Source organism: Enterobacter cloacae complex sp. P18RS, assembly GCF_014982105.1.
Taxonomy (GTDB): Bacteria; Pseudomonadota; Gammaproteobacteria; order Enterobacterales; family Enterobacteriaceae; genus Enterobacter; species Enterobacter hormaechei_C.
In genome coordinates this window covers 130,137-155,727 of the sequence record NZ_JADCKV010000025.1, presented here as the reverse complement: position 1 = coordinate 155,727, position 25,591 = coordinate 130,137, and the positions used below count along the sequence as shown (strand labels likewise).

Sequence of the window (25,591 nt, the reverse complement as noted above, 5' to 3'; positions counted from 1 at the left end):
GAAAATCGCCGCTTCGCGGTACCTTCGGCTTATTCCTTCCGGCTTATCGGGGACGGGCGGAGGTAACATCCCTGTAAAGCCCGCCCTCTCGGCGCATCCCTGCGCCTCGCCCCGGCCTACAGGAAACGCCTCAGCGATTTACAGCCGTACCAGGGCATCGCTGAAAGCCCTCAGTTATTCTGAAGGCAACGTTATCGCTTTTGCTTTCAAATTACTGGGGATCCCTCTCCCTGTGGGAGAGGACCAGGGTGAGGGCATCAGACCTCACGAATACCTAAAAGTGAAGATGCTCCCGCCTTACCACTCAGAAGTTCTTCTGTTTCCCCATCCCACAAAATACGTCCCTCCGCGATCACCACCGATCGCGGCGCGATGCGTGCGGCATCTTCGATGCTATGCGAAACCATCAGCATCGTCAGTTGCTCGCGCTCGCAAACCTCCTCAACCAGCGAGAGCATCTCCTGACGCAGGGCCGGGTCGAGCGCCGAAAAGGGTTCGTCGAGCAGCAGCAGCGGCTGCTTGCGCACCAGACAGCGTGCCAGCGCCACGCGCTGGCGCTGGCCGCCGGAAAGCTCACCCGGTAGTCTGTTGATAAACGCAGCCAGGCCCATTTGTTCGGCGATCGCCTCCAGCGTCTGACGCTGCGCAACACTGAGCTTTAACCCCGGATCCATACCCAGCGCGATGTTCTGCCACACCGTAAGATGATTGAACAGATTGTTTTCCTGGAACAGCATCGACACCGGGCGCTTAGCCGGCGGAGCGTAGGTATATTCGCCATTATCAATGACGATCGACCCGCTGGCAGGCTGCAAAAAACCGGCAATCAGATTGAGCAGAGTACTTTTTCCGGCCCCGCTAGGGCCAAGCACTGCGATTCGCTCTCCCTGACGAACGGAGAGGGTAAAACGCATTGGCAGGTGCTCATAAAGCCAGGTTACATCAGTCAGTTTTAACATCACGCCCCGGAAGTTTTTCGATAACGGTAAATAACGCAAAGCACAGCAGCAACAGGAGCAGCGCCGTGACGGCGCCGTCCTGGCTACGATAGGAGCCAATTTGCTGATAAAGCCAGAACGGCAGCGTGCGGAAATCCTCGTTGCCAAAGAGGGCCACAACGCCAAAATCGCCAATCGACAGCACGCAGGCAAACGCCAGCGCCTGAGCCAGCGGACGCTTTAGCGCGCGCAGTTCGACCACCTTCAGACGCTGCCAGCCCTGCATGCCCAGCGACTGACACAGCAAACTGTAGCGGCTGTTGACGTCGCGCATCGGGTTTTCCAGCACCTTGAGCGCGTAAGGGATAGCCATCAGCGCGTTGGTAAAAATGACGATGCCGTCGGCGCTTTCCGGCAGGCCGATGGTGCTGTTGAACAGTAAAAAGAATCCGGTCGCCAGCACAATACCCGGCATCGCCAGGATCAGCATACCCGTCAGTTCCAGCGCGTGTCCGGCTTTACGGGCATGACGCGCGTACAGCTCGCGGCTGCTCCAGAGCAGCATCATGGTCAGGATCACGCACAGCAGCCCGGCTGCCAGCGCGATGCGCAATGAGATCCACGTCGCCTGCCACAGGACAGGCTGTTGCAGTACCGACAACACATTGCGATTCAGGCCATCAACGATAACGGCCAGCAGCGGGGGCAGCAGAAGCAGGAGGGCCAGCGCGATCAGCATAAAATCCGCGACGCGGCTGTGCAGGCTGTCCTGCGGATCGCGCCAGCCTGTCAAGTGATTGCTGCCTGTGGGGATCGCTTTACTCAGCCGCTGGCTGAGTAACACCAGCGCCAGGCAGCAGACCATCTGCACCATCGCCAGCAGCGCGGCGCGGCCCGGATCGTAGTCGTAACTTAAGGCCTGATAGATCGCCAGCTCAATGGTGGTGGCCTGCGGCCCGCCGCCGAGAGAAAGCACGGTCGCGAAGCTGGCGAAGCAGAGCATAAAGATTAGCGCGGCCACCGGGGCAATCTGGCGTCGCAGCCACGGCCATTCGACAAAGCGGAAGAACGACCAGCCGCGCATGCCAAGCTGGGCGGCAATCTGACGCTGCTCTCCGGGAATGTTTTCCAGCGCCTGTAAAAAGAGGCGCGTCGCCATCGGCATATTGAAAAAAATATGCGCCAGCAGAATGCCTTTCAGGCCGTAAGGGGAGAAGGTCCATTCCAGACCAAGCAGGTTGAAGAGGGATGCCAGCCAGCCCTGCCGACCGTAGACGCTCAGAATACCGAACACCGCCACCAGCACGGGCAGGATCAGCGTCATCGCGCACAGCCGCAGCAGGGCAAGCCTGCCGGGGAAACGTCTGCGATAGAGGGCGCGTGCAAGGAAAATGGCCGGGATCGTCGACAGCAGCGCGGAGAGAAACGCCTGCCAGAAGGAGAAACGGATGACGTGCCAGAGATAGCTGTCGTGCCAGAGGGCGAGCAGATCGCTCTCTGGCGCGTTAAACCACAGCGCAAGGAATGCACCCAGACTGACGACCACCATCAGTATGGCGGCGAGCAGCCCGGGAACTAACCAGCCGGGGATCAGCGGCTGACGGCGCGTTGCCATTCACTAATCCATGCGGCGCGCTGGGCGGCAACCTGCTGCGGCGTAAATTCCAGTGAGGTTTGCGGCTTGTTTAGCTGCTCAAAGCCTGCCGGCAGCGCAACGTCAGTGACCGGGTACATCCAGTTTCCTGTCGGAATAGCATTCTGGAATGCCGGGGAGACCATAAATTTCAGGAATTTTTCGGCAAGCTCCGGCTGTTTGCTCGCGGCGGTGCGGGCGGCCACTTCCACCTGCAAATAATGCCCTTCAGCAAAGTTCGCGGCGGCGTAGTTATCCTTCTTCTCGGCGATAATGTGGTAGGCCGGAGAGGTAGTGTAGCTCAGCACCAGATCGCTTTCGCCTTTCAGGAACAGGCCGTAGGCTTCGCTCCAGCCTTTGGTGACGGTAACGGTTTTCGCGGCCAGCTTCTGCCACGCTTCCGGCGTTTTATCCCCGTAGACTTTCTGCATCCACAATAGCAGCCCCAGACCCGGCGTGCTGGTACGTGGATCTTCATAAATTACGCGCCATTTCTGGTCACTTTCGACCAGCTCTTTCAGGCTTTTGGGCGGATTCTTCAGCTTGTTTTTATCGTAGACAAACGCAAAGTAGCCGTAATCAAAGGGAACGAAGGTGTCGTTTTTCCAGCCGCCCGGTACGTTGACGGCATCTGACGCCACACCGCTTTTGGCGAACAGTCTGGTTTGGGTGGCGGCTTCCAGCAGGTTGTTATCCAGCCCGAGCACCACGTCGGCTTTGCTGTTTTTGCCTTCCATGCGCAGACGGTTGAGCAGCGAGACGCCATCTTCCAGCGCCACGAATTTCAGCTCGCAGTTGCAGTCGGCTTCAAAGGCTTTTTTTACCACCGGGCCGGGGCCCCAGTCGGCGGAGAAGGAGTCGTAGGTGTAGACCGTCAGAACGGGCTTAGCAAAAACAGGCAGCGCAAACAGCGCCAGCAGAGGAAGAACGTTTTTTAACACTTTGCACCTCAGGGTTGAGTGGCAAAGGATTTTGAGAGACAGCCTCAAATCCCTTCGCCGGCGTTATCCGGATCAGGTTCGACGGGTATTATCTCAGCGCACATCAGTGATGCAGCACCCCGTTGAGAACGGCGCTATTGTAATGATTTGGTGAATATTACGAAAGCGTTATGGCTCCGGCGGCGCAAACCAGGCGGATTTAAAATCAAACCAGCCGAGGGTATTCATCCGCAGGCCGCGCATGCTGCGCTGCCCCTGGATCAGCAGCCAGTGGTGAATCAGCGGTACGATCGTCTGCCCGGTCAGTAATTCCTGACACCAGGCGGCCAGATCCATTTCTCCCGCCCGCCACCGCGCGGCGTCCTGCTGCCAGTCCCGGTTGATACAGTGCTGAATCAGGGGCACTTCGTACAGGTGAGAAAAGAGCGAGAAATCAAGCGGCAGCGTAAAGTTTGCGCTGTTGAGCCAGATATCGCTGATGACGTCTCCGCGATGCCATTCATCATAATCGACTTCCTGAATCGCCAGCGTCACGCCTTCGGCTGCCAGCAGCGTGCTCATGATCCTCGCCAGAAAACGGTGCTCAATGTGATCGCGATAGTAGCTGAGGGTGATGATCTCCAGTCCGGCAGGCTTTTCACTGCGGACGGGCTGCGCATGGTGCCAGCGTGGGAGCAGGCCATAGGCCGGGAACCACCAGGTCTGGTATTGCTCCTCTGCGTGATAAATCAGGTTAGCGGGCGCCAGAATATGGCTTATCCACCTGCGGACGTCGTGGTTTGCCCCGCGATGGCTGCGGCTATCAAAGAGCAGGTAGTAGCAGCCCTCCTCCAGGCGGCTTTCGAACGCCTTTTCACCGGCTGTTGGCCCTTCCAGGGTCAGGCCTGCGCTCAGCTCTTCGTTGAGATCCGGTAACACCCAGACGTTCACTTCGTCGATCAACGCCCTATAGCCAAAGTAATCATCAAAGGCGCGGATCTTCAGCTGATTACTGTTATTTCGTGTAACGGAGTAGGGGCCCGTACCAATCGGCTGGCTGGAAAAATTGTTCAGGGAGCGCCACTCGGCAGGCAGGATCATTGATGGCACGTAGCCCAGAAGCCACGGAAGCCATTTGTCCGGCTGCGAAAGCTCAATATCCAGCGTCCAGGCCGTTGGAGAGTGGATACGTGCGATATGCGAATAGAGCGGCAGCGTGCGGGCGCGCTCTAAAGAGGCGATAACGTCGCGCATCTCCAGCTCGCGTCCATGGTGGAAATGAATGCCGGGGCGTAGAAAGAAGCGCCAGTGCAGCGGAGACACCTGTTGCCAGTGATGGGCAATATCCGCTTCCAGTTCCCCGTTTTCCTCATTTATCCGCGTCAGACCGCTGAATATCTGCCGGGCCATGTGGGTTTCAGAGCGACGTAACGCCGTACCGGGCAACAGATTTTTCATTGGGCGGTAGTAAAGCACCCGCAGAATGTGGCGTCCCTGACGAAAGCTGCGTCCCAGATGCGAGACCAGCATCTGGCGCACGGCGGCTTTGTCGCCCACCAGCTGGACCAGCTGATCGATGCGGTCCTGCTCCAGCAGATCCTCCGCCCGCTGTTGCTGTAACGCCAGGCCGGTATAAAGGAAAGTCAGGCGCGAACGCTTGCCGCGTCCGGCTTCGGCCTCCCAGTTTAGCCAGCCCTGCTGCTGCATGGTATTAAGGAGCGTGCGCATATGACGCCGGGAGCAGTTGAGGAGCTCGGCCAGCTCGTTCAGCGTGGTCTCCTGCGATTGCCCCTCGCAGCACTGCCAGAGGCGGATAAATTGTTGTTGCAGACGACCGGAAGGCATAAAAGGGGAACTCCTGACAAAAAATCAGCAATTTATTAATCCCTATATTAAGCCAATAATCCTTTTCGATGAAGCGAGGAGGTAAATTATGAAGAGGTCTACCGCACGTCAGTTTTATCAGCACTATTTTTCAGCGACAAAGGGAGTGTCCTGGCTGGCCCGCCAGTGCGCAGAGCAGCGGCTGAGAATACTGGAAGATCTGATGCAGTGGGACGTTACGAAACCGACCTCTTCTCGCTAACTCGCCTCGATCATGTGTGACTGAGTATTGGTGCTAATCACCTGCCAGCAAAATGTTTTTTGCTGGCTTTTTTCGTTTACTATTTCACCCAATTTCGATTCGCTTTCATAAGGACTTGCGCATGCTCTGGTTGATGACGATGGGGCGACGCCTGAATGGCGTGTACGCCGCTTTTATGCTGGTGGCCTTCATGATGGGCGTGGCCGGCGCGCTACAGGCGCCGACGTTGAGCCTGTTTCTCAGCCGCGAGGTGGGGGCGCAGCCGTTTTGGGTGGGTCTGTTCTACACCGTCAACGCCATTGCCGGGATCCTCGTCAGCCTGTGGCTGGCGAAACGATCCGACAGCCAGGGCGATCGCCGTAAGCTGATCCTCTTTTGTTGCGCCATGGCCGTGGGCAACGCGCTGCTGTTTGCCTTCAACCGCCATTACCTGACGCTCATTACCTGCGGCGTGCTGCTGGCCTCTCTGGCGAACACCGCGATGCCGCAACTGTTCGCCCTGGCCCGGGAGTACGCCGACAGCTCGGCGAGAGAAGTGGTGATGTTCAGCTCGGTGATGCGTGCGCAGCTCTCTCTCGCGTGGGTCATCGGTCCGCCGCTGGCGTTTATGCTGGCGCTGAACTACGGCTTCACCACCATGTTTTCCATCGCGGCGGGGATTTTTGTCATCAGCCTGGCGCTGATAGCCTTTGCGCTGCCATCGGTGGCGCGCGTAGAGCAGGTGACGGACAAGCCCATCACGCAGGTGAGCGGCTGGCAGGATAAAAACGTCCGCATGTTGTTTATCGCCTCCACGCTGATGTGGACCTGCAACACCATGTACATCATCGATATGCCGCTGTGGATCAGCAGCGATCTGGGACTGCCCGATAAGCTCGCGGGTATTCTGATGGGCACCGCTGCCGGGCTGGAGATCCCGGCGATGATTCTGGCGGGTTACTACGTCAAACGTTTCGGAAAGCGTCGGATGATGGTCGTCGCCGTGGCGGCCGGGGTACTGTTCTACGCGGGGCTGATCCTTTTCCATTCGCGTGAAGCCTTGCTGGCGTTACAGCTGTTTAACGCGGTGTTTATCGGAATCGTTGCCGGGATAGGCATGCTCTGGTTCCAGGATTTAATGCCGGGGCGCGCAGGCTCCGCGACCACGCTGTTTACCAACAGTATCTCTACCGGCGTGATTCTGGCAGGGGTGATTCAGGGGGCACTGTCGCAAAGCTATGGGCATGCATCCGTGTACTGGGTGATCGCAGCGATTTCGCTCGTCACGCTGATGCTGACGTGCCGGGTAAAAGACGTTTGATTCTGGAAGGCGGCTTCACGAAATGAAACGATTTTCTGACAGGCGCAGAGAAGGCGCATAGAGTGCGTGACGGGTGCTTGAGGCTGTTTGCCTCAGGCTTTCGCAAGAGGCAAACAGTGGAGAGTCCCACATCAAAAAACTGATGGGGAGACCAACTTCACAACCAACATTGCGAGGTTAGTCTCTTCATTGCCGAAAAGCAATAAGGAGGCTGGAATGCCAAAACGTACTCTGCTGTTAGGTTTGTTTCTGATCTGTACGACGCTGTTGATCTTCACCTGGATGGTGCGCGACTCGCTGTGTGAGCTGCACTTCAGACAGGAGAAAACAGAGCTGGCGGCAGTGTTGGCTTACGAAGCAAAACGTTAGCGGTATTGGCGGGGGGTTCCCCGCCTCTCCAGAGTGGTTGAGCCTCAACGCACCCTTATCAATGGCCCGCGCCCTGCGGGCCATTGCCTTTAGCCCATAAACGCAGGCTGTTTTTTCTCGTAGGCGGAGATGGCCTCTTCGTGCTGGAGCGTCAGGCCAATGCTGTCCAGACCGTTCAGCATGCAATGGCGGCGGAACGCATCAATGCTGAAGCTGTAGGTCTTATCCCCGGCTTTGACCACTTCCGCTTCCAGATCCACCTCAAACGAAATCCCGGGATTCGCCTGCACCAGCGCAAACAGTTCATCGACCTGTTCGTCACTCAGCGTCACCGGCAGCAGCTGGTTGTTGAAGCTGTTGCCGTAGAAGATATCCGCGAAGCTCGGGGCGATAACCACCTTAAAGCCGTAGTCGGTTAATGCCCAGGGCGCATGTTCACGCGACGATCCGCAGCCAAAGTTTTCCCGCGCCAGCAAAATGGAGGCGCCTTTGTATTCTGGAAAGTTCAGGACGAATTCCGGGTTCGGCACTTCGCCTTTATCGTCGAGGAAACGCCAGTCGTTGAACAGATGCGCACCAAAACCCGTGCGCGTCACTTTCTGCAAAAACTGCTTAGGAATGATCGCGTCAGTATCGACGTTAGCGGCGTCCAGAGGGACAACCCGGCCCGTATGTTGGGTAAATTTCTCTGCCATGATTGTCTCCTTATTTCAGGCTGCGAATATCGGCGAAATGACCGGTGACTGCCGCAGCGGCGGCCATTGCCGGGCTGACCAGGTGGGTGCGCCCACCGCGGCCCTGACGGCCTTCAAAGTTACGGTTGCTGGTGGAGGCACAGCGCTCGCCCGGATTCAGGCGGTCGTTGTTCATGGCCAGACACATGGAGCAACCCGGCAGGCGCCACTCGAAGCCTGCTTCAATAAAGATCTTATCCAGACCCTCCGCTTCCGCCTGGGCTTTCACCGGCCCGGAGCCCGGCACAACCAGCGCCTGCACGCCCGGCGCCACTTTGCGGCCTTTAGCAATTTCTGCCGCTGCGCGTAAATCTTCAATACGGGAGTTGGTACAGGAGCCGATGAATACTTTATCAATGCTCACGTCGGTCAGCGGTACGCCGGGTTTCAGCCCCATGTAAGCCAGCGCTTTTTCCGCACTGGCACGTTCGACCGGATCGGCAAAGGAGGCCGGGTCAGGAATGCTGTCGTTGACGGAAATCACCTGGCCCGGGTTGGTGCCCCAGGTGACCTGCGGGGCGATCTCTTCCGCCTGTAACGTCACAACGGTATCAAAAATTGCCCCCTCGTCCGTTTTCAGGGTTTTCCAGTACGCTACCGCGTCGTCAAAATCCTGTCCTTTCGGAGCATGCAGACGCCCCTTCACATAATTGAAGGTGGTTTCGTCTGGGGCAACCAGGCCTGCTTTGGCGCCCATCTCAATGGCCATGTTGCACAGGGTCATACGACCTTCCATGCTCAGCGCCTGGATAGCGTCGCCGCAGAATTCCACGACGTGACCGGTGCCGCCTGCGCTGCCGGTTTTGCCGATAATCGCCAGCACGATATCTTTCGCGGTGATACCCGGCGCAGCTTTACCCTTCACTTCAATCTTCATGGTTTTGGCGCGGCCCTGCTTCAGGGTCTGCGTCGCCAGAACGTGTTCAACTTCAGAGGTCCCAATCCCGAACGCCAGGGCGCCAAATGCGCCGTGCGTCGCGGTGTGGGAGTCACCGCAGACGATGGTCATGCCCGGCAGAGTAATCCCCTGCTCAGGCCCCATTACGTGGACGATGCCCTGATAGGGGTGGTTCAGATCGTACAGCTCCACGCCAAACTCGTTACAGTTCTTAATCAGCTCCTGCATCTGGATACGCGCCATCTCGCCAGATGCATTGATGTCTTTGGTCTGGGTGGAAACGTTGTGATCCATCGTGGCAAAGGTTTTACCCGGCTGACGCACCGGGCGCTTATGCGCGCGCAGGCCGTCAAATGCCTGAGGAGAGGTCACTTCGTGTACCAGATGACGGTCGATGTACAACAGTGGGGTTTCGTTTGGTGCTTCGTAAACAACGTGCGCATCAAACAACTTCTCATATAACGTCTTAGCCATGATTACACCCCTTCAGCGACATAGCGGGCAATGATGTCGCCCATTTCATCGGTACTGACTGCCGCCGTGCCGCGTGCTAAATCACCGGTACGGACGCCTTCTTCTAATGCCCGGTTAATGGCGTTTTCAATTGCGGTTGCTGCATCGCCTGCATCCAGGCTGTAGCGCAGCAGCAGAGCCAGGGAGAGGATCTGCGCAATCGGGTTGGCGATGTTTTTACCTGCGATATCCGGCGCGGAGCCGCCCGCCGGTTCGTACAGGCCAAAGCCTTCTTCGTTCAGGCTGGCCGAGGGCAGCATGCCCATGGAGCCGGTGATCATCGCGCATTCATCCGAGAGAATATCGCCGAACAGGTTGGAGCACAGCAGCACGTCAAACTGGGACGGATCTTTAATCAGCTGCATCGTTGCGTTGTCGATATACATATGCGACAGCGCAACGTCCGGGTACTGCTTAGCAACTTCACTGACGATTTCGCGCCACAAAATAGACGACTGGAGCACGTTCGCTTTATCAATAGAGGTCACTTTACGGCGGCGTTTGCGCGCTGACTCAAACGCGATATGAGCGATACGTTCAATTTCAAAACGGTGATACACCTCGGTATCAAACGCTTTCTCATGCTGACCGCTGCCTTCGCGGCCTTTGGGCTGCCCGAAGTAGATCCCGCCGGTCAGCTCACGCACGCAGAGAATGTCGAAACCGTTGGCGGCGATATCGGCGCGCAGCGGGCAAAACTCTTCCAGCCCCGGGTACAGCTTCGCCGGACGCAGGTTGCTGAACAGTTTGAAGTGTTTACGCAGCGGCAGCAGCGCGCCGCGCTCTGGCTGCTCTGCTGGAGGCAAATGTTCCCACTTAGGGCCACCCACGGATCCAAACAGAACGGCATCGGCATTCTCGCAGCCTTCTACAGTCCCTTTCGGCAGGGGAGTACCGTGGTTATCAATGGCAATACCGCCCACGTCGTAGTGGCTGGTGGTAATTTTCATCGCAAAACGCGAACGTACGGCTTCCAGTACTTTCAGCGCCTGTGTCATCACTTCCGGGCCAATACCGTCACCCGGCAACACAGCAATATGGTAATTCTTCGACATCACACGGTTTCCTTGTTGTTCTCTTTATTCTGAGCTTTGCGTTGCAACTCTTTTTCGACTTCGGCGGCGCGCCAGATGTTGTTCAGGACATGCACCATCGCTTTCGCGGAGGATTCAACGATATCTGTCGCCAGACCCACACCGTGGAAGCGGCGACCGTTATAGTTGACGACGATATCAACCTGGCCCAGGGCGTCTTTACCGTGCCCTTTTGCCGTCAGGTCGTATTTCACCAGCTCTACGTCGTACTCAGTGACGCGGTTAATCGCCTGGTAAATGGCATCCACAGGGCCGTTACCGTTGGCGGCTTCCGCTTTAATTTCATCGCCGCAGGCCAGCTTGACGGAGGCGGTAGCGATATCACTTGAGCCTGACTGAACGGTGAAGTAGTCCAGACGGAAGTGTTCTGGCTCTTCCTGCTGTTTGTTGATGAATGCCAGCGCTTCCAGGTCGTAATCGAAGACCTGGCCTTTCTTGTCAGCCAGTTTCAGGAATGCGTCGTACAGCTGATCCATGTTGTAATCGCTGTCCTGATACCCCATCTCTTCCATACGGTGTTTCACCGCCGCGCGGCCAGAGCGCGAGGTCAGGTTCAGCTGAACCTGGTTCAGACCGATGGATTCCGGAGTCATGATTTCGTAGTTTTCACGGTTCTTCAGCACGCCATCCTGGTGAATACCGGAGGAGTGAGCGAACGCGCCAGTACCAACAATCGCCTTGTTCGCCGGGATCGGCATATTGCAAATCTGGCTCACGGTCTGGCTGGTGCGCCAGATTTCGTTGTGATTAATGCGAGTGTGTACGTTCATAATGTCTTTGCGCACCTTGATCGCCATGATCACTTCTTCCAGCGAGCAGTTGCCGGCGCGTTCACCAATGCCGTTCATTGCCCCTTCTACCTGACGCGCGCCGGCGTGGACGGCGGCGATGGCATTGCCTACAGCCAGGCCCAAATCATCGTGGGTGTGAACAGAGATGATGGCTTTATCAATATTAGGTACGCGGTCGTACAGGCCGGTGATGATGTTAGAGAACTCAAACGGCATGGTGTAGCCGACGGTATCCGGGATGTTGATGGTTCTGGCTCCGGCATTAATCGCGGCTTCCACTACACGGGCCAAATCGTCAATCGGCGTGCGGCCTGCATCTTCACAGGAGAATTCGACGTCATCAGTGTAGTTACGCGCGCGTTTAACCATATACACCGCACGTTCGATCACTTCATCCAGCGTACTGCGCAGCTTGGTCGCAATGTGCATGGGAGAGGTGGCAATGAATGTATGGATACGGAAAGCTTCTGCAACTTTCAGGGATTCCGCGGCCACATCAATATCTTTCTCAACGCAGCGAGCCAGACCGCACACGCGGCTGTTTTTGATGGTGCGGGCGATGGTCTGTACTGACTCGAAATCACCCGGCGAGGAGACGGGAAAGCCGACTTCCATTACGTCTACACCCATGCGTTCGAGGGCCAGCGCAATTTGCAGTTTTTCTTTAACACTCAGGCTCGCCTGTAATGCCTGTTCACCGTCACGTAAAGTAGTATCGAAAATAACGACTTGCTGGCTCATGGGTTAGGTCCTTGTCAGTCTTAGGGCGCCTTGCTACGAGCATAAAAAAACCCGCGCAGTGGCGCGGGTTTTTAGTTTTACTGAAGACGATTCAACGCTGAATTTCGCCCGCCAGTCTACCGCGCACAGTGGATGCGTTTAGTAGTAGTAGACCGGTGAAACGAAGGGTGCGAATCATGAATCGTGCTCCAGATGAATGCGATATGCTTTTAGTGGTACTGGATACGCCGACTCATGTCAACCCCTCTCAGGCAAAACGGCCACTCAGCGCAGGATAAACACATTAGCTAATTGTGCTGGTTTTTACGCTGTTAACCGATTTAATTGTCTATTATTGGACTTGAGATTCATCTCTGGAATAATTTGAATATAATTGGTAGCAATTGAACACAGTATTTTTACCGATGTGCTGTGAAATGGAATGTGTTTTATTTCATTGAGTTATAAGTTCTATGAATGAATCGCGGGCGGGAAAGTTATCAATATTGATATCATTTTGTTAATGAAATCGTGGTGTATGCTCTTCATAGTTTAATAATACTTAAGTTATTATTAACTAAGGCGGTGATTGTGTATTTGCCTGCTTTATGGTTTCATGCCTGCATTAAAGTTTTAGATATCATTTGAACGATTTTTAGCTCTTCATTCAGGGAATGCTTAATGCCATCTCTTGAATGAGGGTTCTTTATATATTCTGAATTTTAAATAATTTCCTTTCGCTTGTTGTATATGCATGGTAAATCATATTTTTCGAAGTTATTACTGTACTTTGGCAAAGGGAATTTAGCGTGACAGTGGAGTCAGAAATGCCAGAAAATAATATTAACCAACCACAGCCTTATGATGGGGTTAAGCCTCAGTTACGCACAGTGGATCTCAACCTGTTAACTGTATTTGATGCAGTTATGCAGGAGCAGAATATTACGCGAGCAGCGCAATCTCTGGGAATGTCTCAACCTGCCGTGAGTAATGCCGTAGCCAGACTTAAGGTGATGTTTAACGACGAGTTATTCGTCCGGTATGGAAGAGGTATCCAGCCCACGGCGCGTGCATTCCAGCTATTCGGTTCGATTCGTCAGGCGCTACAGCTGGTTCAAAATGAGCTTCCCGGCTCAGGGTTTGAACCTTTAAGCAGTGAGCGGGTTTTCCATCTCTGTGTTTGCAGTCCGTTAGACAATTATTTGACGTCTGTTATATATAATAAAGTTGAACAGATTGCTCCTAATATTCATCTTGTTTTTAAATCATCTTTAAATCAAAACACTGAGCACCAGCTTCGTTATCAGGAAACGGAGTTCGTTCTGGGCTACGAAGAGTTTCGCCGTCCAGAGTTTGCCTGTGTTCCGTTGTTTAAAGATGAAATGGTGTTAGTCGCCAGCAAAAAACATCCACGCATGAATTCGCCGCTGCGTGAAAGCGATGTTTACAGCGAGCAGCATGCCGTTGTTGCTCTGGACAGATATGCTTCGTTCAGTCAGCCGTGGTATGACACTGCCGATAAACAAGCCAGCGTGGCCTATCAGGGGATGGCGATGGTCAGCGTTTTAAATGTCGTTTCTCAGACGCAGCTAGTCGCTATTGCACCGCGCTGGCTTGCTGAAGAGTTCTCCGATTCGCTGAGCCTGCAAATTTTACCTCTGCCGCTCAAGCTGAATAGCCGTACCTGTTATCTTTCCTGGCATGAAGCGGCGGGGCGGGATAAAGGGCACCAGTGGATGGAAGAGTTGCTGATCAATATTTGTCGTCGATAAGTCAGGGTGAATAAACCGCATGGTGCCATGCGGTTTATTCTGTGATTTTTTATGCAGGCAATATTTTGTTCTGTGCGCATTTTTTCAGACGCTCAGGGCGGCTTAAAAATAGATGATTTCCTGATCCATCCTCTTTTTAAGAGATGAATTATTAGCGTCTCCCCTCATACCAGACGAATTCACCATATTCGTGTCTGACAGCTATTTTTTCTGCTTTTATTGCCCATTCCCGCATTCCGTTTGCTAATTGCCTGCCTCATAACGAGCGGTTAAGGTATCCCTCACTCTGCACATTATAAGATGGGTTTATCCTGTCAGAAGACGGCGCGGAAATGAATTCTGTTGACCGTCTATAACAAAAGCCTGGAGGCAAAGCATGGAGATGTTGTCTGGCGCGGAAATGGTCGTCCGATCGCTTATCGATCAGGGCGTGAAACAAGTGTTCGGCTATCCCGGTGGCGCGGTTCTCGATATTTATGACGCGCTGCACACGGTAGGCGGTATTGATCATGTTCTGGTTCGTCATGAACAGGCTGCTGTGCATATGGCTGACGGCCTGGCCCGCGCCACGGGCGAAGTGGGTGTAGTGCTGGTCACTTCGGGGCCGGGAGCGACCAATGCCATCACCGGCATTGCGACTGCGTATATGGACTCTATTCCACTGGTCATTCTCTCCGGACAGGTGGCGACGTCACTGATTGGCTATGATGCGTTTCAGGAATGCGACATGGTGGGGATCTCACGCCCCGTGGTGAAGCACAGCTTTCTGGTTAAGCAAACGGAAGATATCCCGGGCGTGCTGAAAAAAGCCTTCTGGCTGGCCGCCAGCGGTCGTCCTGGGCCAGTGGTTGTCGATCTGCCAAAAGATATTCTCAATCCCGCGAATAAACTGCCTTACCTGTGGCCTGAGTCGGTGAGCATGCGTTCGTATAATCCGACGACGCAAGGGCACAAAGGCCAGATTAAGCGTGCGCTGCAAACGCTGCTGGCTGCGAAAAAGCCCGTAGTCTATGTGGGGGGCGGCGCCGTCAATGCAGCCTGTGAAACGCAACTACGCGAACTGATTGAGAAGCTGAACCTTCCTGTCGCGTCATCGCTGATGGGGCTGGGGGCATTCCCGGCTACCCACCGTCAGGCGCTGGGCATGCTGGGTATGCATGGCACCTATGAAGCCAATATGACGATGCACCATTCTGATGTGATTTTTGCCGTCGGCGTACGTTTTGACGATCGCACCACCAATAACCTGGCGAAATACTGTCCGAATGCGACGGTGCTACACATTGATATCGATCCTACTTCTATCTCTAAAACGGTGCCGGCGGATGTGCCCATCGTGGGGGACGCACGACAGGTGCTGGATCAAATGTTGGAACTGCTGGCGCAGGAGACCGCCTCTCAACCGCTGGATGAGATCCGTGACTGGTGGCAACAAATCGAACAATGGCGCGGCCGTCAGTGCCTTAAATACGACACGCAGAGTGAAAACATCAAGCCGCAGGCGGTGATCGAGACGATCTGGCATCTGACCAAAGGCGAGGCGTATGTCACTTCTGACGTAGGCCAGCATCAGATGTTCGCTGCGTTGTATTACCCGTTTGATAAACCGCGTCGCTGGATCAACTCAGGCGGGCTGGGCACGATGGGCTTTGGTCTGCCCGCCGCGCTGGGGGTGAAGCTGGCGTTGCCGAACGAAACGGTTATCTGCGTAACGGGTGATGGCAGTATACAGATGAATATTCAGGAGCTTTCTACTGCGCTGCAATATGAGTTGCCAGTGCTGGTGCTTAACCTGAATAACGGTTACCTCGGTATGGTGAAGCAGTGGCAGGATATGATTTATTCCGGCCGTCACTCTCAGTCTTATATGAAGTCACTTCCGGACTTTGTCCGTCTGGCTGAAGCCTATGGTCATATTGGCATGCGGGTAACCGATCCGTCAGAGCTGGAAGCGAAGCTCGGCGAAGCGCTTGAGCACGTTAAAAACAATCGCCTCGTCTTCATGGACGTCATCGTCGACGGCACCGAGCACGTTTATCCGATGCATATCCGTGGCGGTGGTATGGATGAAATGTGGTTAAGCAAAACGGAGAGAACCTGATATGCGCCGGATATTATCTGTATTACTGGAAAATGAGTCGGGCGCACTGTCACGCGTCATTGGGCTTTTTGCGCAGCGCGGATACAACATTGAAAGCCTGACCGTTGCGCCGACCGATGATCCAACGCTCTCCCGCATGACGATCCAGACTGTCGGCGATGCGAAAGTGCTTGAGCAGATCGAAAAGCAATTGCACAAGCTGGTGGACGTGTTGCGCGTCAGCGAGCTGGGGCAGGGGGCTTACGTCGAACGTGAAGTGATGCTGGTGAAAATTCAGGCCAGCGGTTATGGCCGTGAAGAGGTCAAGCGTAACACGGATATTTTCCGTGGGCAGATCATTGACGTCACGCCTTCTATATATACTGTGCAGCTTGCCGGAACGAGCGATAAGCTGGATGCGTTCCTGGCCTCCGTCAGGGATGTGGCAAAAATTGTTGAAGTTGCGCGCTCTGGCGTTGTTGGCCTCTCGCGCGGCGATAAAATCATGCGTTAGTTGCGCAAAAGGTTCGCCTCTTTCAGCCCGGTAGCCAAAGCCGGGCTTTTTTTTGCGTAATCCGCCGACAACGCGGACAAAAGCGGTTGCCGTGAAAGCTATTCTGCGTTTAGATGTTAAAATATTTAACCATAACCTTGACAGGGCCATGGACTTTTTTCTTTTTTTGAGGGGCAATTGTGAAACTGGATGAAATCGCCCGGCTCGCCGGCGTGTCGAGAACCACGGCCAGCTATGTGATTAACGGTAAAGCAAAGCAGTATCGTGTCAGCGATAAGACCGTTGAGAAAGTGATGGCAGTCGTTCGTGAGCATAATTACCATCCGAATGCTGTCGCCGCAGGTTTACGTGCCGGACGCACCCGCTCGATTGGCCTGGTGATCCCGGATCTGGAAAACACCAGCTATACCCGCATCGCCAACTATCTTGAACGTCAGGCTCGTCAGCGGGGCTATCAGCTGTTGATTGCCTGCTCCGAGGATCAGCCCGACAACGAGATGCGCTGCATTGAGCATCTGCTGCAACGTCAGGTTGACGCCATCATCGTGTCGACCTCTTTACCACCCGAGCATCCTTTCTATCAGCGCTGGGCGAACGATCCATTCCCGATTGTGGCGCTGGATCGTGCTTTGGATCGTGAACATTTCACCAGCGTCGTAGGTGCCGATCAGGACGATGCAGAAATGCTGGCTGCCGAGCTGCGTACCTTCCCGGCGGAAACGGTGCTCTATCTTGGCGCTTTGCCTGAACTATCCGTGAGCTTCCTGCGTGAACAAGGGTTCCGTACGGCGTGGAAAGACGATCCGCGTGACGTTCATTATCTGTATGCCAACAGCTATGAGCGCGAAGCGGCTGCTCAGCTGTTCGAGAAATGGCTGGAAACGCACCCGATGCCGCAGGCGTTGTTTACCACCTCGTTTGCCCTGTTGCAGGGGGTGATGGACGTGACGTTACGTCGCGATGGCAAGCTGCCATCCGATCTGGCGATTGCGACCTTCGGCGATAACGAACTGCTCGACTTCCTGCAATGTCCGGTGCTGGCCGTGGCTCAGCGTCACCGCGACGTCGCCGAGCGCGTGCTTGAGATTGTTCTGGCAAGCCTGGATGAACCTCGCAAACCGAAACCCGGGCTTACGCGTATCAAACGTAATCTCTATCGGCGCGGGATTTTGAGCCGCCATTAATATTTCCACAGGGGCGGTAAAACTGCCCCTTTTGCGGCGCATTTATTGCGGGAAATAATTCCCGGATAAAAATTAGGATTTATCTCTAAGATTCGTAGCCGGCTATTTTTCTGAATCCGTTTTGGCGTTAAAAAGCGCAATTATAATTTTTAACGGGCATTCTTTTGTATTGTTTTGTTACAAACAGCCGCCAGCCGATGAATATTCAGCCATTTTTTACTGTCCCCTTCAGCCCTCAATGTACACGAACGAATCCATATTGCCTTGCGCTTAATCTGGTGCTGTTATCCCCCGGCGATATGCCTTAAAATGCTGCCCGCGTCGCAAACTGACACTTTATATTTCCCTGCGATGATATTGAGTGAGTCTTAACGCTCGTGTGCATATTCGGTTTTTTTCTTACAAATATTCATAACGTTAATTTTGCCTCGCCAGTTGTGTAGTTATTAGCCAGGTCACTCTTGCTCTGTAAATACGGTGTTTTCGCGCCAGTATAGAGAGAGTCCTGGCTTGACAAGCTTTTCCCTCGCTCCGTAAACTCCTTCAGGTGGGAATTTGTGGGTTAAAGTGGTGAGGAGGGGTGAGGCTGGCATGTTCCGTGGAGCAACGTTAGTCAATCTCGACAGCAAAGGGCGTTTATCGGTACCAACCCGATACCGCGACCAGCTGATTGAGAACGCTTCGGGTCAACTGGTTTGCACCATTGACATCAACTCCCCCTGCCTGCTGCTTTACCCTTTGCCTGAATGGGAAATCATTGAGCAAAAGCTGTCGCGACTGTCGAGCATGAACCCGCAAGAACGCCGCGTGCAGCGGTTGTTATTGGGACATGCCAGTGAATGTCAGATGGATAGCGCCGGGCGATTATTGATTGCGCCTGTGTTGCGGCAACATGCCGGTCTGACTAAAGAAGTGATGCTGGTCGGGCAGTTCAACAAGTTTGAACTGTGGGACGAAACGACCTGGTATCAACAGGTCAAGGAAGATATCGACGCTGAGCAGTCTGATTCCGCAACATTATCGGAACGGCTGCGGGACTTGTCTCTATAAATATGATGGAAAATTATAAACATACAACGGTGCTGCTGGATGAGGCCGTTAACGGCCTGAATATTCGTCCAGACGGCATCTATATTGATGGCACTTTTGGTCGCGGTGGTCACTCGCGTTTGATCCTCTCCCAGCTTGGAGCGGAAGGACGCCTGCTGGCAATTGACCGCGATCCGCAGGCGATTGCCGTTGCGCAAACCATCGATGATCCTCGCTTTTCCATCGTGCATGGACCTTTCTCTGCGCTTGCGGATTATGTCGCTGAGCGCGGCCTGACCGGCAAGATCGACGGGATTCTCCTCGATCTTGGCGTCTCTTCACCACAGCTTGATGATGCAGAACGCGGCTTCTCCTTTATGCGTGATGGGCCGCTGGATATGCGTATGGACCCCACTCGCGGCCAGTCTGCCGCTGAATGGTTACAAACTGCTGACGAAGCGGATATTGCCTGGGTAATTAAAACCTTCGGTGAAGAACGCTTTGGCAAACGTATTGCGCGCGCCATCGTGGAGCGCAACCGCGTTGAGCCAATGACCCGTACCAAAGAGCTGGCAGAAGTCATCGCGGCGGCAACGCCGGTGAAGGACAAGCACAAACATCCTGCGACCCGTACCTTCCAGGCGGTTCGTATCTGGGTAAACAGTGAACTGGAGGAAATAGAGCTGGCGCTAAAAAGCTCGCTCGACGTGCTGGCCCCGGGTGGGCGGTTATCCATCATCAGCTTCCATTCGCTGGAAGATCGCATCGTAAAACGCTTTATGCGTGAACAGAGCCGCGGTCCGCAGGTTCCAGCTGGGTTGCCGATGACGGAAGAACAACTCAGAAAGCTGGGAGGCCGTCAGTTGCGAGCATTAGGCAAGTTGATGCCGGGCGAAGAAGAGGTGGCAGAGAATCCACGTGCCCGTAGTTCAGTGCTGCGTATTGCAGAGAGGACGAACGCATGATCAGCAGAGTGACAGAGACCCTAAGCAAAGTTAAGGGATCGTTAGGAAGCAACGAGCGCCATGCCTTGCCTGGCGTGATCGGCGACGATCTTTTGCGGTTTGGGAAGCTGCCACTCTGCTTGTTCATTTGCATCATTGTGACGGCAGTCATGGTGGTCACCACCGCTCACCATACCCGTTTATTAACTGCGCAGCGCGAACAGATGGTACTGGAACGCGATGCGCTGGATATTGAATGGCGAAATCTGATCCTTGAAGAAAACGCGCTCGGCGATCACAGCCGGGTTGAACGGATCGCAACGGAAAAACTGCAATTACAGCATGTTGATCCTTCGCAGGAAAATATCGTAGTACAAAAATAAGGGAAAACGCGACGCATGAAAGCAGCGGCAAAAACGCTAAAACCAAAACGCCAGGAAGAACAGGCCAACTTTGTCAGTTGGCGTTTTGCGTTGCTTTGCGGCTGCATTTTACTGGCGCTGGGTTTCCTGCTGGGACGCGTGGCGTGGCTACAAATCATCGCGCCTGACATGCTGGTACGTCAGGGTGATATGCGTTCTCTGCGCGTGCAGGAAGTTTCTACCTCTCGTGGGATGATCACCGATCGTTCCGGCCGTCCGCTGGCGGTGAGCGTGCCGGTGAAGGCGATCTGGGCCGATCCGAAAGAGTTACACGATGCAGGCGGGATCACCCTTGATAACCGCTGGAAGGCGCTGTCAGACGCGTTGAAAATGCCGCTGGATCAGCTGGCGTCGCGCGTTAACGCCAACCCGAAAGGGCGCTTTATCTATCTTGCCCGTCAGGTGAACCCTGACATGGCTGACTACATTAAGAAACTGAAGCTGCCGGGCATTCATCTGCGGGAAGAATCCCGCCGTTACTATCCTTCGGGCGAAGTCACCGCGCACCTGATTGGCTTTACCAACGTGGATAGCCAGGGGATTGAGGGCGTTGAAAAAAGCTTCGACAAGTGGCTTACCGGCCAGCCTGGCGAGCGAATCGTGCGTAAAGACCGCTATGGTCGCGTCATTGAAGACATTTCCTCGACAGACAGCCAGGCCGCGCACAACCTGGCCCTGAGTATTGATGAACGCTTGCAGGCGCTGGTTTATCGTGAGCTGAACAACGCCGTCGCGTTTAACAAGGCGGAATCGGGCAGCGCTGTGCTGGTGGATGTGGCGACAGGTGAAGTGCTGGCGATGGCCAGTAGCCCCTCATACAACCCGAATAATTTTGCCGGTACAGCAAAAGATGCAATGCGTAACCGCTCCATCACCGATGTGTTTGAACCCGGCTCAACCGTAAAACCTATGGTGGTGATGACGGCTCTACAGCGAGGCATCGTCAACGAAAATACCGTTCTGAATACGATTCCTTATCGAATTAACGGTCACGAAATCAAAGACGTGGCACGTTACAGCGAACTGACCCTGACCGGGGTCTTACAGAAGTCGAGTAACGTCGGTGTGTCAAAACTGGCGTTAGCGATGCCGTCCTCAGCGTTAGTAGATACTTACTCACGTTTTGGGCTGGGAAAGGCGACCAATTTGGGGTTGGTCGGAGAACGCAGTGGCTTATATCCTCAAAAACAACGGTGGTCTGACATAGAGAGGGCCACCTTCTCTTTCGGCTACGGGCTAATGGTAACTCCCTTACAGTTAGCGCGAGTCTACGCAACGATTGGCAGCTATGGCATTTATCGTCCGCTGTCGATCACCAAAGTTGATCCACCGGTTCCGGGGGAACGTGTTTTCCCGGAATCTATCGTTCGTACCGTCGTGCATATGATGGAAAGCGTCGCGTTACCTGGCGGTGGCGGCGTGAAGGCCGCAATTAAGGGCTATCGTATCGCCATTAAAACCGGTACAGCGAAAAAAGTGGGGCCGGACGGCCGCTATATCAACAAATACATTGCCTATACCGCAGGCGTAGCGCCTGCAAGCAATCCGCGTTTTGCGCTGGTGGTCGTCATCAACGATCCGCAGGCGGGTAAATACTACGGCGGCGCCGTCTCCGCGCCTGTGTTCGGGGCTATTATGGGCGGCGTGTTGCGCACCATGAACATTGAACCGGATGCGCTGGCGACGGGCGAAAAAAGTGAATTTGTAATTAATCAAGGCGAGGGAACAGGTGGCAGATCGTAATTTGCGCGACCTTCTTGCTCCGTGGGTGCCTATGCTACCTGCGCGAGCACTGCGAGAGATGGTACTGGACAGCCGCGTAGCGGCTTCTGGCGATCTTTTTGTGGCAGTAGTGGGTCATCAGGCGGACGGGCGTCGTTATATCCCGCAGGCGATTGCGCAAGGTGTTGCTGCCATTATTGCTGAGGCCAAAGATGAGGCAACAGACGGTGAGATCCGTGAAATGCACGGCGTGCCGGTCATCTATCTCAGCCAGCTGAATGAGCGTCTCTCCGCGCTGGCAGGACGTTTTTACAACGAACCTTCCGACCAGTTAAAGCTGGTTGGCGTGACAGGAACCAACGGAAAAACCACCACCACTCAGCTGATGGCGCAGTGGGCGCAGCTGCTGGGCGAAACCGGTGCCGTCATGGGCACGGTGGGGAACGGTCTTCTGGGCAAAGTAAGCCCGACGGAAAACACTACAGGCTCGGCGGTTGACGTGCAGCGCGTGCTGGCGGGCCTCGCTGAGCAGGAGGCGACCTTCGCTGCGATGGAAGTCTCTTCCCATGGTCTGGTACAACATCGCGTGGCGGCCCTGAAATTTGCTGCCTCTGTCTTTACTAACCTGAGCCGCGATCACCTTGATTATCATGGTGATATGGAGCACTACGAAGCGGCGAAATGGCTGCTTTATTCCACTCACCACCACGGGCAGGCGATCATTAACGCCGACGACGAAGTCGGTCGCCGCTGGCTGGAAAAACTGCCGGATGCGGTGGCGGTGTCGATGGAAGATCGCATTAATCCGAACTGCCGCGGCCGCTGGCTGAAGGCGGTCGAGGTGAACTACCACGATAGTGGGGCGACGATCCGCTTCGCTTCCACCTGGGGCGAAGGTGAAATTGAAAGCCGCCTGATGGGGGCCTTTAACGTCAGTAACCTGCTGCTGGCGCTGGCGACGCTGCTGGCGCTGGGCTACCCGATGGCGGATCTGCTGAAAACGTCTGAGCGTTTGCAACCGGTCTGTGGCCGCATGGAAGTGTTCAGCGCGCCGGGCAAGCCGACGGTGGTCGTGGATTACGCACACACGCCGGATGCGCTGGAAAAAGCGCTGGAAGCGGCGCGTCTGCACTGCGCAGGCAAGCTCTGGTGCGTGTTTGGCTGCGGTGGCGATCGCGACAAGGGCAAACGTCCGCTGATGGGCGCCATCGCTGAGCAGTTCGCGGATATTCCCGTGGTAACCGATGACAACCCGCGTACCGAAGAGCCGCGGGCCATTATCAATGACATTCTGGCGGGCATGCTGGATGCGGGTCGTGCGCGCGTGGTCGAAGGCCGTGCGGAGGCCGTGACTAACGCCATTATGCAGGCGCAGGAGAACGATGTGGTTCTGCTGGCCGGTAAAGGTCATGAAGATTATCAGATCGTCGGCAATCGTCGTCTGGATTACTCCGACCGCGTGACGGCAGCGCGTCTGCTGGGAGTGGTGGCATGATTAGCATTACGTTAAGCAAGGCCGCTGCGGTATTGCAGGGGATGCTGCATGGTCAGGATCTGACCATTGAGGCTGTGACCACCGACACCCGTAAGGTGACGGCGGGCTGCCTGTTTGTGGCGCTGAAGGGCGAGCGTTTTGACGCCCACGATTTTGCGCAACAGGCTAAAGATAACGGTGCGGGCGCGCTGCTGGTCAGCCGTAAGCTCGATATCGATTTGCCGCAGATTGTGGTGAAAGATACGCGCCTGGCGTTTGGCGAGCTGGCGGCATGGGTTCGCCAGCAGGTGCCAACACGCGTCGTGGCGCTGACGGGCTCGTCGGGCAAAACCTCCGTTAAAGAGATGACGGCGGCGATCCTTAGCCAGTGCGGTAACACGCTTTATACGGCGGGCAACCTTAATAATGACATCGGTGTACCGATGACGCTGCTGCGCCTGACACACGAGCATGAATATGCGGTGATTGAGTTAGGGGCTAACCATCAGGGCGAAATCGCCTGGACCGTGAGCCTGACGCGTCCGGAAGCGGCGCTGGTGAATAACCTGGCGGCGGCACATCTTGAAGGTTTTGGTTCGCTGGCCGGTGTGGCGAAAGCGAAAGGTGAAATTTATACCGGACTGCCGGATGACGGCATCGCCATTATGAACGCCGATAACAACGACTGGCTGAACTGGCAGAGCATCATTGGTTCACGCAAAACCTGGCGCTTCTCACCGAATGCGGCAAACAGTGATTTTTCGGCGACCAACATTCATGTGACGTCACACGGCACCGAGTTCACCCTCACGACCCCAACGGGCGACATCGAGGTGCTGCTGCCCCTGCCCGGTCGTCATAACATCGCCAATGCGCTTGCTGCGGCAGCGCTCTCAATGGCGGTAGGTGCCTCACACGCGGCGATCAAAGCAGGTCTGGCAAATTTAAAAGCCGTGCCGGGGCGTCTTTTCCCGATCCAGCTGGCTGAAAACAAACTTCTGCTGGATGACTCCTACAACGCTAACGTCGGCTCCATGACGGCGGCCGTGCAGGTCTTGTCTGAGATGCCGGGCTATCGCGTGATGGTTGTGGGCGATATGGCCGAGCTGGGTGATGAAAGCGAAGCCTGCCATGTTCAGGTGGGTGAAGCGGCGAAAGCCGCCGGGCTTGACCGCGTATTGAGCGCAGGCACGCTGAGCAAGGCCATTTCCGATGCCAGTGAAGTTGGCGAACATTTTGCCGATAAATCTGCACTGATCGAACGCCTGAAGGCATTGATTACAGAAAAACAGATTGTGACTGTTTTAGTTAAAGGTTCACGTAGTGCCGCCATGGAAGAGGTTGTGCACGCATTACAGGAGAACGGGACATGTTAGTTTGGCTGGCCGAACATTTGGTCAAATATTACTCAGGCTTTAACGTCTTTTCCTATCTGACGTTTCGCGCCATCGTCAGCCTGCTGACTGCGCTGTTCATCTCGCTGTGGATGGGCCCGCGCATGATTGCCCGTCTGCAAAAACTCTCTTTCGGCCAGGTTGTACGCAACGATGGTCCGGAATCGCACTTCAGCAAGCGCGGTACGCCGACCATGGGCGGGATCATGATCCTGACCGCGATTGTGGTGTCCGTTCTGCTGTGGGCCTATCCGTCTAACCCCTACGTCTGGTGCGTGCTGACCGTGCTGGTTGGCTACGGGATCATCGGTTTTGTTGATGACTACCGCAAAGTCGTGCGCAAAGACACCAAAGGGTTGATCGCCCGTTGGAAGTATTTCTGGATGTCGGTGATTGCGCTGGGCGTGGCCTTCGCGCTTTACCTGGCAGGAAAAGACACCCCGGCCACCGAGCTGGTGGTGCCGTTCTTCAAAGACGTGATGCCGCAGCTGGGGCTGTTCTACATTCTGCTGGCTTACTTTGTGATCGTCGGCACCGGCAATGCCGTCAACCTGACCGATGGTCTGGACGGCCTGGCCATCATGCCAACCGTGTTTGTTGCGGGCGGTTTCGCGCTGGTGGCGTGGGCGACCGGTAACATGAACTTTGCAAACTACCTGCACATCCCGTACCTGCGACATGCGGGTGAGCTGGTGATCGTCTGTACGGCGATTGTCGGGGCGGGGCTGGGCTTCCTGTGGTTTAACACCTATCCGGCGCAGGTCTTTATGGGCGACGTCGGTTCACTGGCGCTGGGCGGTGCGCTGGGCATTATCGCCGTGCTGCTGCGTCAGGAGTTCCTGCTGGTGATCATGGGCGGTGTGTTTGTGGTTGAGACGCTGTCGGTGATTTTGCAGGTCGGTTCCTTCAAGCTGCGCGGTCAGCGCATCTTCCGTATGGCACCGATTCACCACCACTATGAACTGAAAGGCTGGCCGGAGCCGCGCGTCATTGTGCGCTTCTGGATTATTTCGCTGATGCTGGTGCTGATTGGCCTGGCAACGCTGAAGGTACGTTAATC

The 25,591-nt window shown here is 55.1% G+C and carries 23 protein-coding genes and 1 riboswitch; of the genes, 14 read left to right on the top strand and 9 right to left on the bottom strand.

Annotation, left to right across the window (positions count from 1 at the left end):
- Window positions 1-257: 257 nt before the first annotated feature.
- The 4 genes from thiQ to sgrR all read right to left on the bottom strand — a co-directional run bounded on the left by thiQ (window position 258) and on the right by sgrR (window position 5,336).
- Window positions 258-959, bottom strand: coding sequence for a thiamine ABC transporter ATP-binding protein ThiQ (gene thiQ, locus INF61_RS19025; protein WP_017383795.1), 702 nt, complete (start codon window positions 957-959; stop codon window positions 258-260).
- Entirely contained in the window at window positions 943-2,553 is a 1,611-nt protein-coding gene (gene thiP, locus INF61_RS19020) for a thiamine/thiamine pyrophosphate ABC transporter permease ThiP (RefSeq protein ID WP_033488172.1), read from the bottom strand. Before thiP ends, thiQ begins: the two co-directional genes overlap by 17 nt.
- Complete coding sequence (gene thiB / locus INF61_RS19015; RefSeq protein ID WP_032647227.1) at window positions 2,529-3,512, bottom strand: thiamine ABC transporter substrate binding subunit; 984 nt, start codon at window positions 3,510-3,512, stop codon at window positions 2,529-2,531. The genes thiP and thiB overlap by 25 nt, the downstream gene beginning before the upstream one ends.
- A gap of 31 nt (window positions 3,513-3,543) precedes the next feature.
- Window positions 3,544-3,644, bottom strand: a riboswitch (TPP riboswitch).
- A gap of 36 nt (window positions 3,645-3,680) precedes the next feature.
- Window positions 3,681-5,336, bottom strand: a complete 1,656-nt coding sequence (gene sgrR / locus INF61_RS19010; protein WP_015572660.1) for an HTH-type transcriptional regulator SgrR — start codon at window positions 5,334-5,336, stop codon at window positions 3,681-3,683.
- Window positions 5,337-5,424: 88 nt separating this feature from the next.
- Between sgrR and sgrT the strand changes: the two genes are divergently transcribed.
- The 3 genes from sgrT to INF61_RS18995 all read left to right on the top strand — a co-directional run bounded on the left by sgrT (window position 5,425) and on the right by INF61_RS18995 (window position 7,246).
- On the top strand, window positions 5,425-5,577 hold the full coding sequence (gene sgrT / locus INF61_RS19005; RefSeq protein ID WP_003856388.1) for a glucose uptake inhibitor SgrT: 153 nt from the start codon (window positions 5,425-5,427) through the stop codon (window positions 5,575-5,577).
- A 121-nt stretch (window positions 5,578-5,698) separates the two neighbouring features.
- Window positions 5,699-6,877 carry a sugar efflux transporter gene (locus INF61_RS19000; RefSeq protein ID WP_015572661.1) on the top strand — a complete coding sequence of 393 codons (1,179 nt, stop codon included), beginning with the start codon at window positions 5,699-5,701 and terminating at the stop codon, window positions 6,875-6,877.
- Between the two features lie 216 nt (window positions 6,878-7,093).
- The gene (locus INF61_RS18995; RefSeq protein WP_010427008.1) at window positions 7,094-7,246 is read left to right on the top strand and encodes a Hok/Gef family protein; all 153 of its coding nucleotides are present in this window, start codon (window positions 7,094-7,096) and stop codon (window positions 7,244-7,246) included.
- A gap of 89 nt (window positions 7,247-7,335) precedes the next feature.
- Here the strand turns inward: INF61_RS18995 and leuD are convergent, their stop codons facing one another.
- The 5 genes from leuD to leuL all read right to left on the bottom strand — a co-directional run bounded on the left by leuD (window position 7,336) and on the right by leuL (window position 12,195).
- Complete coding sequence (gene leuD / locus INF61_RS18990; protein WP_045141617.1) at window positions 7,336-7,941, bottom strand: 3-isopropylmalate dehydratase small subunit; 606 nt, start codon at window positions 7,939-7,941, stop codon at window positions 7,336-7,338.
- Window positions 7,942-7,951: 10 nt separating this feature from the next.
- A complete protein-coding gene (gene leuC, locus INF61_RS18985; RefSeq protein WP_017383791.1) occupies window positions 7,952-9,352 on the bottom strand; it encodes a 3-isopropylmalate dehydratase large subunit in 1,401 nt (466 codons plus the stop codon).
- Between the two features lie 2 nt (window positions 9,353-9,354).
- Entirely contained in the window at window positions 9,355-10,446 is a 1,092-nt protein-coding gene (gene leuB / locus INF61_RS18980; protein ID WP_032652563.1) for a 3-isopropylmalate dehydrogenase, read from the bottom strand.
- On the bottom strand, window positions 10,446-12,017 hold the full coding sequence (gene leuA, locus INF61_RS18975; protein ID WP_017383789.1) for a 2-isopropylmalate synthase: 1,572 nt from the start codon (window positions 12,015-12,017) through the stop codon (window positions 10,446-10,448). The genes leuB and leuA overlap by 1 nt, the downstream gene beginning before the upstream one ends.
- 91 nt (window positions 12,018-12,108) lie before the next feature.
- Entirely contained in the window at window positions 12,109-12,195 is an 87-nt protein-coding gene (gene leuL, locus INF61_RS23140) for a leu operon leader peptide (RefSeq protein WP_057979999.1), read from the bottom strand.
- A 628-nt stretch (window positions 12,196-12,823) separates the two neighbouring features.
- Between leuL and leuO the strand changes: the two genes are divergently transcribed.
- From leuO to mraY, 11 genes are all read left to right on the top strand, one after another.
- The gene (gene leuO / locus INF61_RS18965) at window positions 12,824-13,768 is read left to right on the top strand and encodes a transcriptional regulator LeuO (protein ID WP_017383788.1); all 945 of its coding nucleotides are present in this window, start codon (window positions 12,824-12,826) and stop codon (window positions 13,766-13,768) included.
- 376 nt (window positions 13,769-14,144) lie between these two features.
- Complete coding sequence (ilvI, locus tag INF61_RS18960; protein ID WP_015572665.1) at window positions 14,145-15,869, top strand: acetolactate synthase 3 large subunit; 1,725 nt, start codon at window positions 14,145-14,147, stop codon at window positions 15,867-15,869.
- Window position 15,870: 1 nt separating this feature from the next.
- Window positions 15,871-16,362 carry an acetolactate synthase small subunit gene (ilvN, locus tag INF61_RS18955; RefSeq protein ID WP_003856371.1) on the top strand — a complete coding sequence of 164 codons (492 nt, stop codon included), beginning with the start codon at window positions 15,871-15,873 and terminating at the stop codon, window positions 16,360-16,362.
- A gap of 179 nt (window positions 16,363-16,541) precedes the next feature.
- Window positions 16,542-17,546 (top strand): catabolite repressor/activator, encoded by a 1,005-nt coding sequence (gene cra, locus INF61_RS18950; protein WP_003856369.1) that lies wholly within the window; start codon window positions 16,542-16,544, stop codon window positions 17,544-17,546.
- 591 nt (window positions 17,547-18,137) lie between these two features.
- Window positions 18,138-18,596 carry a division/cell wall cluster transcriptional repressor MraZ gene (mraZ, locus tag INF61_RS18945; protein WP_006810119.1) on the top strand — a complete coding sequence of 153 codons (459 nt, stop codon included), beginning with the start codon at window positions 18,138-18,140 and terminating at the stop codon, window positions 18,594-18,596.
- Between the two features lie 2 nt (window positions 18,597-18,598).
- A complete protein-coding gene (gene rsmH, locus INF61_RS18940) occupies window positions 18,599-19,540 on the top strand; it encodes a 16S rRNA (cytosine(1402)-N(4))-methyltransferase RsmH (protein WP_003856366.1) in 942 nt (313 codons plus the stop codon).
- Window positions 19,537-19,902 (top strand): cell division protein FtsL, encoded by a 366-nt coding sequence (gene ftsL, locus INF61_RS18935; RefSeq protein WP_003856363.1) that lies wholly within the window; start codon window positions 19,537-19,539, stop codon window positions 19,900-19,902. Before rsmH ends, ftsL begins: the two co-directional genes overlap by 4 nt.
- Before the next feature lie 15 nt (window positions 19,903-19,917).
- Complete coding sequence (ftsI, locus tag INF61_RS18930) at window positions 19,918-21,684, top strand: peptidoglycan glycosyltransferase FtsI (protein ID WP_003856361.1); 1,767 nt, start codon at window positions 19,918-19,920, stop codon at window positions 21,682-21,684.
- Window positions 21,671-23,158: a UDP-N-acetylmuramoyl-L-alanyl-D-glutamate--2,6-diaminopimelate ligase gene (gene murE / locus INF61_RS18925; protein WP_047745524.1), complete on the top strand. Its 1,488-nt coding sequence runs from the start codon at window positions 21,671-21,673 to the stop codon at window positions 23,156-23,158. Before ftsI ends, murE begins: the two co-directional genes overlap by 14 nt.
- A complete protein-coding gene (gene murF, locus INF61_RS18920; protein WP_063405169.1) occupies window positions 23,155-24,513 on the top strand; it encodes a UDP-N-acetylmuramoyl-tripeptide--D-alanyl-D-alanine ligase in 1,359 nt (452 codons plus the stop codon). Before murE ends, murF begins: the two co-directional genes overlap by 4 nt.
- Window positions 24,507-25,589, top strand: coding sequence for a phospho-N-acetylmuramoyl-pentapeptide-transferase (gene mraY / locus INF61_RS18915; RefSeq protein ID WP_003856353.1), 1,083 nt, complete (start codon window positions 24,507-24,509; stop codon window positions 25,587-25,589). The genes murF and mraY overlap by 7 nt, the downstream gene beginning before the upstream one ends.
- Window positions 25,590-25,591 lie beyond the last annotated feature (2 nt).